Origin of the sequence: Streptomonospora mangrovi, from assembly GCF_027604915.1 — a bacterium.
In the GTDB taxonomy this organism is placed as follows: Bacteria; Actinomycetota; Actinomycetes; order Streptosporangiales; family Streptosporangiaceae; genus Streptomonospora; species Streptomonospora mangrovi.
This window is the reverse complement of sequence record NZ_JAJAQC010000026.1, coordinates 92901-102411: the sequence shown is the minus strand read 5'-3', so window position 1 is coordinate 102411 and position 9511 is coordinate 92901. Positions and strand designations below refer to the sequence as shown.

The following is a 9511-nucleotide window of genomic DNA, read 5'->3' as shown; positions in this document are numbered from 1 at the left end:
CGGCCCCGCCGGCGTGCCGCCGCACGGCCCGCACCCGGGCGGGCCGGTCCCGGCCGCGCTGCCGGCGGGCCTGCCCGCCGCGCCCGGCCCCCAGGCCGGACCCGGGCCGCAGGCGCCGCCCCAGCCGCCGCCCGGCACCGCACCCGGCATGGGCGCCCCCGGCGGTCCCCGCACGCCCACCGGCGGCGCCGAGGGCATGGGCGCCGGCCCCTACGGCCAGCCCCACCCGCCGACCGGGCACCCGGGGCCGCCGCCCAACCCCAACCAGCCGCTCCAGGGCCGCGTCGTCGCGCCGGGCACCCCCACGCCCCCCGACGTGGAGGAGGCGCCCCTGTTCCCGGCGGACGCGGGCGCCCAGACGCAGCACATCGGCGCCGTCGCCGACGAGGACGCCACCCAGGCCATCAACCGGGTGGAGGACGACTTCGGCGGGCGCCCGATGTTCCGCGACGAGGCGCCCCCGCGCCGCAAGAGCGGCCCCAGCACCGCCGAGATCGACCTGTCGGCCATCGGCGACGACGATGACGACGACTACGGCGGCCGCTCCCGCCTGCCGCGCACGCTGCTGATGGCCGCCGGATTCCTGGTGCTGCTGCTCATCGCCGGCGGCGGCGCGTTCTTCCTGGCCACCGGCGGCCTCGGCGGCTCCGGCGGCCCGGCGGCCGAGGCCCCCGACACCCCGGCCACCCTGGAGACCGGGGACCTGTTCCCCAACTCCGTCGATGTCGCGGGCGAGCCCTACACGCTGAGCGTCACCGACGACACCGACGCGTGCGACACCGCCGCCCACGGCGACTACGGCGCGGTCCTCACCGACAACAACTGCCAGCAGGTCGTGCGGGCCACCTACGTCAACGAGGACCAGACCACGGCCGTCACGGTGGGCATCGCCGCGATGGGCAGCCCCGACGAGGCCCAGACCGCCCAGGACGCCCAGGACCTCGAAACCACCCAGTGGTTCGCCGGTCTCCAGGGCGAGGAGGGCAGCGGAGCCGAGCGCATGGACATCGCCGGCGGCCACGGGGCAGGCGCCCGCTGGGGCCCCTACCTGCTGTTCTCACTGGCGGCGGGCAGCGACGGCCGGGTGAACGACAGCCGCGCCGACCAGATGGCCGAGGTCAGCGAGGGCTTCCTGGAGATCCCGCTGGAGTCCCTGGGCGAGCAGAGCGGCTGAGCGGGCGCGGGCCGCCCCCTCGGCGGCGGCCCGCCGCGCACACACCCGTGCCCCGGCGCCGCATCGGCGCCGGGGCACGGGTGTGTCCGGGGACGGGTGCGCGGGGGCACCCGGGCACGCGGGCGCCGCCGTATGCGGGGCGCCCTGGGGCGCCCACTCCGGCGCGGATCAGACCTCCGGCGCCGAGGACAGGGTGCGGATGCGGCGGGTGGCCCTGGCCCGCGCCGCCAACTGCTCGGGCGGCGGATATGCGACCTCCTCCAGGGTGAGCCCGTGCGGCGGGATCACGTGCACCCCGGAGTCGCGCACCCCGGCCGCCAGCACCCGGCCCGGCCAGTCCGGCTCCCGGCGGCCCTCGCCCACCGCCAGCAGCGCACCCACCAGCGCCCGCACCATGTTGTGGCAGAACGCGTCGGCCTGGACGGTCGCGGTGTAGAGGTGGTCGCCCTCCACCGCCCAGTGCAGCCGCAGCAGCTCGCGCACGGTCGTGGCGCCCTCGCGCCGGCGGCAGTAGGCGGCGAAGTCGTGCTCGCCCGTCAGCGCGGCGGCGGCCTCGTTCATGCGGTCCACGTCCAGCGGCCGCCGGTTCCACAGCACGTCGCGCCGGCGCAGCGGGTCCACGCCGCCGGGAGCGTCGCTGACGCGGTAGGCGTAGCGGCGGAACAGCGGCGAGAACCGGGCGTCGAAGCCCTCCGGCGCGGGCGCCACCGACCGCACCCGCACGTCGGGCGGCAGCACGCCCGCCAGGCGGCGCAGCAGCCGGTCGCCCTCGGCCGCCCACACGGCCGCCGGGACGTCCAGGTGGGCCACCTGGCCGCGCGCGTGCACGCCCGCGTCGGTGCGGCCCGCCACGGTCAGCCGGGGGGCCGCCAGCCGCAGGACGCGCGCCAGGGCGGCCTCCAGCTCGCCCTGGACGGTGCGGCGCCCCGGCTGCTCGGCCCAGCCGGAGAAGTCCGTGCCGTCGTAGGCGAGGTCCAGCCGCAGCCGCACCGGCGCGGCCCCGCCGCCTTCGCCGCCTTCGCCTCCTGCGCCGTTCACCGCCGTGTCCGCGTCCATCCCCGCCTCCGCAGCCCCGTGCCCCGATGTGTCCCCCAACGCGAGGTGCCCGGCCCCACCGGGACCGGGCACCTCGGGCGCGCGCCGGCGCGGCGGCCCAGCGGCCGGCCGCACCATCCGCGCGCCTCGCGCCGCGCGGGCGGCGCGCTACTTCTTCTCGCCGGAGTCCTCGTCCTTGGCGTCGGTGGACTCCTGCGCCTCGGCCGGAGCCTCGGCGGTGTCGTCGGCCGCGGCCGTGGCCTCCTCGGCCCCCTGGGCCTGCTCCTGGGCCGGGACCTCCTGCTCGGCGGTCTCAGAGGTGGCGGCGGTGGTCTGCTCGCCCTCCTCCTCGGCCGCGCGGCGGGTGGCGGCAGGCGGGGTGGCCGGACCGGCCTCGACCAGCTCGATCACGGCCATGGGCGCGTTGTCGCCCTTGCGCGGACCGATCTTGGTGATGCGGGTGTAGCCGCCGGGCCGGTTCTCGTAGCGCGGGCCGATCTCAGTGAACAGCTCGTGCACGACCGCCTTGTCGGTGATCTTGGTCAGCACCAGGCGGCGGGCGTGCAGGTCGCCGCGCTTGCCGAGGGTGATCAGCTTCTCGGCGTAGGGGCGCAGGCGCTTGGCCTTGGCCTCGGTGGTCTTGATGCGGCCGTGCTGGAACAGCGAGGTCGCCAGGTTCGCCAGCATGAGCCGTTCGTGTGCCGGCCCGGCACCCAGACGGGGCCCCTTCGTTGGCGTGGGCATGGTGGTTCTCCTAGTGGTGCGGTCCCCCGCCGCGTCTTCTCATCCGCGGCGGAGGGCCTTGGGCGACGAAGGCGGTCTCCCGGCCTTCTGAGGTCTGCAAGCTTCTAGTACTGCTCGGTCTCGACGAAGGCGTCGTCTTCCTCGTCGGAGCCGTACGAGTCGGCCGCGCTGCTGGGGTCGAACCCGGGCGGGGAGTCCTTGAGGGACAGGCCCATGTCGATCAGCTTCTGCTTGACCTCTTCGATGGACTTCGCGCCGAAGTTGCGGATGTCCAGCAGGTCCTGCTCGGAGCGGGCCACCAGTTCGCCGACGCTGTGGATGCCCTCGCGCTTGAGGCAGTTGTAGGACCGCACCGTGAGGTTGAGGTCCTCGATCGGCAGCGCGAGGTCGGCGGCCAGGGCGGCGTCCGTCGGGGACGGACCCATGTCGATGCCCTCGGCGTCGACGTTCAGCTCCCGGGCCAGGCCGAACAGCTCGACCAGCGTCTTACCCGCACTGGCGACGGCGTCGCGCGGGCGGATGCTCGGCTTGGTCTCGATGTCCACGATGAGCCGGTCGAAGTCGGTGCGCTGCTCCACACGCGTGGCCTCGACCTTGTAGGTGACACGCAGCACCGGCGAGTAGATCGAGTCGATCGGGATGCGGCCGATCTCCTGCCCCGGCTGCTTGTTCTGCGTCGCCGAGACGTAGCCGCGGCCGCGCTCGACCGTCAGCTCCATCTCCAGCTTGCCCTTGCCGTTGAGGGTGGCGATGTGGAGGTCGGGGTTGTGCACCTCTACGCCCGCCGGCGGCGCGATGTCGGCGGCGGTGACCACCCCAGGACCCTGCTTGCGCAGGTACATCAGCACCGGCTCGTCGTGCTCGGAGCTGACGACCAGGCCCTTGAGGTTGAGGATGAGCTCGGTGACGTCTTCCTTGACACCCGGCACGGTGGTGAACTCGTGCTCGACGCCCTCGATGCGGATGCTGGTGACCGCCGCCCCCGGGATGGAGGACAGCAGCGTGCGCCGCAGCGAGTTGCCGATGGTGTACCCGAAGCCCGGCTCCAGCGGTTCGATCACGAACTTGGACCGGAACTCGCCGAGGCTCTCCTCGGACAGCGTGGGACGCTGAGCGATCAACATGGTCGGTGTTTCCTTTCCCCGGGCCGCCCGCTATATGACGGCCACTGGACGGGTCCCGCGGCCGCGGGACCCCGTGTCACCCGCCCGCGCCCTCCCCGCCGAAGCGGGGAGGGCGGCGCGGCGAACGGCGACGCGCCGGTCAGACCCGGCGGCGCTTCGGCGGACGGCAGCCGTTGTGCGGAACCGGCGTGACGTCCTGGATCGAGCCGACCTCGAGGCCGGTGGCGGTGAGCGAGCGGATCGCGGTCTCGCGGCCCGAGCCCGGGCCCTTCACGAAGACGTCGACCTTGCGCACCCCGTGCTCCTGGGCGCGGCGCGCGGCGGCCTCGGCGGCCATCTGCGCGGCGAACGGGGTGGACTTGCGCGAGCCCTTGAACCCGACCTGCCCGGAACTCGCCCACGAGATCACCGCGCCCGTGGGGTCGGTGATGCTCACGATCGTGTTGTTGAACGTGCTCTTGATGTGAGCGTGCCCGTGGGCGATGTTCTTCTTTTCCTTGCGGCGCACCTTGCGCGCTGCGCCCTGACGGCCCTTAGGCGGCATACCTGAAAACTCCCCAGATCATCGGTCCGTTGGCGGAAACCGGGCGGCGGGCGGCGTGCGCGTAGGGGCAGCGGCCGCCCCGCCCGGACCGGACTACTACTTCTTGCCGACCTTCTTCTTGCCGGCCACGGTCTTCTTCTTGCCCTTGCGGGTGCGCGCGTTGGTCTGCGTGCGCTGCCCGTGCACCGGGAGCCCGCGGCGGTGGCGGATGCCCTGGTAGCAGCCGATCTCCATCTTGCGGCGGATGTCGGCCTGGACCTCGCGCCGGAGGTCGCCCTCGACCTGGTAGTTGCCGTCGATCCAGTCGCGGAGGCGGACCAGCTCGTCCTCGCTCAGCTCGTGGACGCGGGTCTGGGGGTTCACCCCGGTGTTCTTCAGGGTCTCGACGGCGCGGGTGCGGCCGATCCCGTAGACGTAGGTAAGAGCGATCTCCACCCGCTTGTCGCGGGGGAGGTCGACGCCGGCGATGCGTGCCATATGGGCGAACTCCTCACATATCTGCGGAGGTGGTTCCCGTCCCATTGCCCTCTCGTCGCCCAATCGACGAGGCCCCGGCCTCCGACCGGGGGTTCTCCCCTCGCGCGGTCGTCCGCGGCGAGGAAAGCGGGACAGGATCTTCGCGGTTTGCCGCCGCAGCGGGCCCGAACGGGCGTGCGGCATATTCGTGCACCGGCGCGGGCGCCGGCTCACTTCAACTCACAGCGTGCAAGAACGTGCGCAGCGAGGGGCGTGCGGTCTGCTAGCCCTGGCGCTGCTTGTGGCGCGGGTCCGAGCAGATGACCATGATCCGGCCGTGGCGGCGGATCACTCGGCACTTCGCGCAGATCTTCTTGACGCTCGGCTTGACCTTCATGGTGGCTCCGAACTCATGGGACTCGTCCGGCCCCGTGGCCGCCGGCGCGCGACCGGCGACGGCGGCGGACTACTTGTAGCGGTAAACGATGCGCCCGCGAGTGAGGTCGTACGGACTCAGCTCCACGACGACGCGGTCGTCGGGAAGGATGCGGATGTAGTGCATCCGCATCTTGCCGCTGATGTGGGCAAGGACCTTGTGCCCGTTGTCGAGCTCCACTCGGAACATAGCGTTGGGTAGGGACTCGATAACGGAGCCCTCGATCTCGATGGCGCCGTCTTTCTTAGCCATATCCTCCACCGGACCACCCCGCGCGCGGCGCGGGGGGAACATACGTAATGACCCGGGCAGGCCGCCCGGGATCTGCTGAAGACAGGTGAACTGCTAACACTGAGAAATCAGGTCAACTGCAACAGCATACGCGCGGAGACCGCACGGACGCGAACGACGGCAGACCGACCCAACAGCCCGAGTGTGGGCCAACCCAGTCTACCCGCTCGCCCGTGTGCTGCCGACACGCCCGGACGCGGGCGCGGGGGGCGCCCCAGGCGGGCGCGTGAGCGCGAGCGGGACGCGCGCGGAGGCGGCGGCTAGGCGCGCCCGCCCGACTCCCCCCGGTCGGTGGCCATGAGAGCCACGGTGATGAACGCCAGCACGATCCCCCACGGCCCCAGGACCCACAGGAACCAGGGGTAGCCGTCGGTCGTGCCGGTGGCGAAGAGGATCAGCCAGATCATGAAGCACAGGGCGTTGACCGCCGCCCACAGCGCCCACGGGATGGCCAGCGCGGGGTCGCGCAGCACGCCCCCCGCGCCCAGCGGCGCGGGCGCCGGCGGGTCGACCGGGAGGTCGGCGAGGTCGTGCTCGGGGAGGTCCTCGGTGAGCGGGACCAGGTCGCCCAGGACGCGGGCCTTGTAGGCGCGCTCCAGCCGGGTGCTGAACTCGTCGCTGTCGAGCCGCCCCTGGGCGAAGTGCTCCTGGAGCAGCTTGGCGACGCGGTCGCGGTCGGCGTCCGAGGCCCGGACTTCGGGCGAGGACTCGGACATCGCGCACCTTCCTTACCGGAGTGGCAGAAGACTCCTATGTCCGAACGCGGGGCGGACCCGCGCCCGCGCCCCCTATCGTAGGCCACTCCGCCCGCCCGCGGACCGGTTCACCGGCCCGCGGGGACCGGGCCCCCGCCCCACCGCCGGCCCCGCCGCCGCACCCGGCGGCCGGGCGCCGGCGCCGGCTAGAAGCCGGGGTCGGGCCAGCCCAGCTCGGCGATGCGCGCGCGGTTGTCCTCGCGGGCGGTCAGCACCAGCGGGCCCTCGGCCGTGACGGCCACCGAGTGCTCGAAGTGCGCCGAGCGGGCGCCGTCGCGGGTCACCACCGTCCAGCCGTCCTCCAACTGGACCACGTGCCGGGTGCCGGCGTTGGCCATGGGCTCGATGGCCAGGCACATGCCCTCGACCAGCTCGATGCCCTTGCCGCGCCGCCCGTAGTTGAGCACGTGCGGGTCCATGTGCATCTCGGTGCCGATGCCGTGGCCGCCGTACTCCTGCACGTTGCCGAAGCGCCCGCGCGAGCGCAGGTAGCCGTCGACGGCGGCGCCGATGTCACCCAGCCGGTTGCCCGGCCGCAGCTCGGCGATCCCCCGCCACATGGACTCCTCGCACGCCTCCAGCAACCGGACGTCCTCGGGGCGGGGCTCGCCGACCGCCACCGTGATGGCGGAGTCGCCGTGCCAGCCGTCGAGGATCGCGCCGCAGTCGATGGAGATCAGGTCGCCCTCGGCCAGCACCTTGTCGGCGCGCGGGATGCCGTGGACGACCTCCTCGTTCACCGACGCGCAGATGGAGCCGGTGAACCCGTGGTAGCCCTTGAACGACGGCACCGCGCCGGCGCCCCGGATGGATTCCTCGGCGATGGCGTCGAGGTCCAGCGTGCTGACGCCGGGCCGCACCGCCGCCCGCAGCCGGTCCAGGGTGTCGGCCACGACCCGGCCCGCCGCCCGCATCTTCGCGATCTCGGCGGGGGTCTTGAGCTGCACCCCGGGTTCGGATCTGCGGAACATCAGGAGCCGTTCCGCAGGGCCGCCTTGGCGCGCGCGGTGACCTCGTCGACGGAGCCGGTGGCCTCGATGGTCACCAGGATGCCCTCGTTGGCGTAGAAGGACACCAGCGGCTCGGTCTGCTCGTGGTAGACGTCCAGGCGGTGCCGGACGACCTCCTCGCGGTCGTCCTCGCGCTGGAACAGCTCGCCCCCGCAGACGTCGCACACGTCCTCGGTCGCCGGCGGGTCGTAGACCACGTGCTGCACGTTGTTGCAGGCGCGGCACGACCGGCGGCCCGACAGCCGCTTGACGATCTCCTCCTCGTCGACCTTCAACTCCAGGACGGCGTCGAGCCGCTCCCCCAGGTCGTCGAGGATCTTGTTGAGGGTCTCGGCCTGGGCGACGTTGCGCGGGAAGCCGTCGAGCAGGAATCCGCCCTGGGCGTCCTCCTGGGCCAGGCGGTCGCGGACCATCGCGTTGGTGACCTCGTCGGGGACGAGGTCGCCGCGGTCCATGTAGGCCTTGGCCTGCTTACCTAGTTCGGTGCCACCGCTCACGTTGGCACGGAAGATGTCGCCTGTGGACACCTTCGGGATGGACAATTCGGACGCCAGGATCTGGGCCTGGGTGCCTTTACCGGCACCCGGAGGACCCACCAATACGGCACGCACTATCGCAAGAAACCTTCGTAGTTCCGCTGCTGGAGATGGCTCTCGATCTGTTTCACCGTGTCCAGCCCGACACCGACCATGATCAGGATGCTCGTCCCGCCGAACGGGAAGTTCTGCATCGCGCCGGAGGCTCCGAGCGCGACCATCGGCAGGAGGGCGATCACCGCCAGGTACAGCGATCCGGGAGTCGTCAGCCGGGTCAACACGTGGTCGAGGTACTCGGCGGTCGGACGCCCGGGTCGGATACCCGGGATGAACCCACCGTACTTCTTCATGTTGTCGGCGACTTCAGCGGGGTTGAACGTGATGGACACGTAGAAGAACGCGAACCCGATGATCAGCAGGAAGAACGTGGCCATGTACACGGGGTGCGTGGCGGTCACGAAGTAGGTGTTGAGGAACTCCACGACCGGGTTGGCGGACTCCGGGCCGATCAGTCCCACCGCCAACTGCGGGAGGTACAGCAGCGATGTCGCGAAGATCACCGGGATGATGCCGGCCTGGTTGACCTTCAGCGGGATGTAGGTGGAGGTGCCGCCGTACATGCGCTTGCCCACCATGCGCTTGGCGTACTGCACCGGGATGCGGCGCTGGGCCTGCTCGATGAACACCACGCCGGTGATGAGCACCAGGCCGGCGACGCAGATCAGGGCGAAGACCCAGGTCTCCTGCTCCTGGAAGATGGTGGTCATGCCCGAGGGGAAGCCCGCCACGACCGTGGTGAAGATCAGCAGCGACATGCCGTTGCCCACGCCGCGCTCGGTGATCAGCTCGCCGAACCACATGATCACGCCGGTGCCGGCGGTCATCACGACCACGATGGTGACCAGGGTCAGCGGGTCCTGGTTGGGCATGTAGCTGCTGACCGGGATCTGCCCCTGGAAGAGCTGCCCGGTGCGCGCCATGGCCACGATGCTGGACGCCTGGAGCACCGCCAGCGCCAGAGTGAGGTAGCGCGTGTACTGGGTGATCTTGCCCTGCCCGGCCTGGCCCTCCTTCTTGAGGGCCTCCAGCCGGGGGATCACCACCGTCAGCAGGTTGATGATGATGCTCGCGGTGATGTAGGGCATGATGCCCAGCGCGAACACCGCCAACTGGAACAGCGCGCCGCCGCTGAAGACGTTCAGCAGCGTGAAGACCCCGGTGGTGTCTTGCGCCTGCACCGCCTCAAGCTGCTCCCTGATGGCCGCCGAGTTGATGCCCGGGGCCGGGATGACCGCGCCCAGCCGGAAGATGGTCAGGATGAACAGCGTAAACAGCAGCTTGTTACGCAGGTCAGGCGTGCGGAACGCACGGACGAACGCACCTAGCACGTCTCCTCCTGCGAGGTT

12 protein-coding genes are annotated in these 9511 nt (G+C 71.9%); 1 reads left to right on the top strand and 11 read right to left on the bottom strand.

The genetic code is table 11. The features are described from left to right. Nucleotides 1–1174 (top strand): flagellar basal body-associated FliL family protein (locus tag LG943_RS16075; RefSeq protein WP_270073093.1); only part of this gene is annotated, 1174 nt, incomplete at its 5' end. A 168-nt stretch (nucleotides 1175–1342) separates the two neighbouring features. Here LG943_RS16075 and truA read toward each other — a convergent pair. The 11 genes from truA to secY all read right to left on the bottom strand — a co-directional run bounded on the left by truA (nucleotide 1343) and on the right by secY (nucleotide 9493). Next, complete coding sequence (truA, locus tag LG943_RS16070; protein ID WP_270073092.1) at nucleotides 1343–2230, bottom strand: tRNA pseudouridine(38-40) synthase TruA; 888 nt, start codon at nucleotides 2228–2230, stop codon at nucleotides 1343–1345. Nucleotides 2231–2377: 147 nt separating this feature from the next. After that, on the bottom strand, nucleotides 2378–2953 hold the full coding sequence (gene rplQ / locus LG943_RS16065; protein WP_270073091.1) for a 50S ribosomal protein L17: 576 nt from the start codon (nucleotides 2951–2953) through the stop codon (nucleotides 2378–2380). A 104-nt stretch (nucleotides 2954–3057) separates the two neighbouring features. Then, complete coding sequence (locus LG943_RS16060; protein WP_270073090.1) at nucleotides 3058–4077, bottom strand: DNA-directed RNA polymerase subunit alpha; 1020 nt, start codon at nucleotides 4075–4077, stop codon at nucleotides 3058–3060. Nucleotides 4078–4216: 139 nt separating this feature from the next. After that, complete coding sequence (rpsK, locus tag LG943_RS16055; RefSeq protein WP_179767690.1) at nucleotides 4217–4621, bottom strand: 30S ribosomal protein S11; 405 nt, start codon at nucleotides 4619–4621, stop codon at nucleotides 4217–4219. A gap of 96 nt (nucleotides 4622–4717) precedes the next feature. Beyond that, nucleotides 4718–5098, bottom strand: a complete 381-nt coding sequence (rpsM, locus tag LG943_RS16050) for a 30S ribosomal protein S13 (protein WP_270073089.1) — start codon at nucleotides 5096–5098, stop codon at nucleotides 4718–4720. Nucleotides 5099–5360: 262 nt separating this feature from the next. After that, nucleotides 5361–5474: a 50S ribosomal protein L36 gene (rpmJ, locus tag LG943_RS16045; RefSeq protein WP_017537997.1), complete on the bottom strand. Its 114-nt coding sequence runs from the start codon at nucleotides 5472–5474 to the stop codon at nucleotides 5361–5363. A 69-nt stretch (nucleotides 5475–5543) separates the two neighbouring features. Then, on the bottom strand, nucleotides 5544–5765 hold the full coding sequence (infA, locus tag LG943_RS16040) for a translation initiation factor IF-1 (protein ID WP_017593374.1): 222 nt from the start codon (nucleotides 5763–5765) through the stop codon (nucleotides 5544–5546). Nucleotides 5766–6064: 299 nt separating this feature from the next. Continuing rightward, the gene (locus LG943_RS16035; protein ID WP_270073088.1) at nucleotides 6065–6520 is read right to left on the bottom strand and encodes a DUF1707 domain-containing protein; all 456 of its coding nucleotides are present in this window, start codon (nucleotides 6518–6520) and stop codon (nucleotides 6065–6067) included. Between the two features lie 185 nt (nucleotides 6521–6705). Continuing rightward, on the bottom strand, nucleotides 6706–7530 hold the full coding sequence (map, locus tag LG943_RS16030) for a type I methionyl aminopeptidase (RefSeq protein ID WP_270073087.1): 825 nt from the start codon (nucleotides 7528–7530) through the stop codon (nucleotides 6706–6708). Further along, nucleotides 7530–8180, bottom strand: a complete 651-nt coding sequence (locus LG943_RS16025) for an adenylate kinase (protein WP_270073086.1) — start codon at nucleotides 8178–8180, stop codon at nucleotides 7530–7532. Before LG943_RS16025 ends, map begins: the two co-directional genes overlap by 1 nt. Further along, on the bottom strand, nucleotides 8180–9493 hold the full coding sequence (gene secY / locus LG943_RS16020; RefSeq protein WP_270073085.1) for a preprotein translocase subunit SecY: 1314 nt from the start codon (nucleotides 9491–9493) through the stop codon (nucleotides 8180–8182). The genes LG943_RS16025 and secY overlap by 1 nt, the downstream gene beginning before the upstream one ends. Nucleotides 9494–9511: the final 18 nt, after the last annotated feature.

Bases quoted from the DNA above. Each gene is read 5' to 3' on its own strand.
- LG943_RS16060 (WP_270073090.1), bottom strand. From the start codon at position 4,077: ATGTTGATCGCTCAGCGTCCCACGCTGTCCGAGGAGAGCCTCGGCGAG.
- truA (WP_270073092.1), bottom strand. From the start codon at position 2,230: ATGGACGCGGACACGGCGGTGAACGGCGCAGGAGGCGAAGGCGGCGAA.
- LG943_RS16035 (WP_270073088.1), bottom strand. From the start codon at position 6,520: ATGTCCGAGTCCTCGCCCGAAGTCCGGGCCTCGGACGCCGACCGCGAC.
- rplQ (WP_270073091.1), bottom strand. From the start codon at position 2,953: ATGCCCACGCCAACGAAGGGGCCCCGTCTGGGTGCCGGGCCGGCACAC.
- rpsK (WP_179767690.1), bottom strand. From the start codon at position 4,621: ATGCCGCCTAAGGGCCGTCAGGGCGCAGCGCGCAAGGTGCGCCGCAAG.
- map (WP_270073087.1), bottom strand. From the start codon at position 7,530: ATGTTCCGCAGATCCGAACCCGGGGTGCAGCTCAAGACCCCCGCCGAG.
- rpmJ (WP_017537997.1), bottom strand. From the start codon at position 5,474: ATGAAGGTCAAGCCGAGCGTCAAGAAGATCTGCGCGAAGTGCCGAGTG.
- infA (WP_017593374.1), bottom strand. From the start codon at position 5,765: ATGGCTAAGAAAGACGGCGCCATCGAGATCGAGGGCTCCGTTATCGAG.
- rpsM (WP_270073089.1), bottom strand. From the start codon at position 5,098: ATGGCACGCATCGCCGGCGTCGACCTCCCCCGCGACAAGCGGGTGGAG.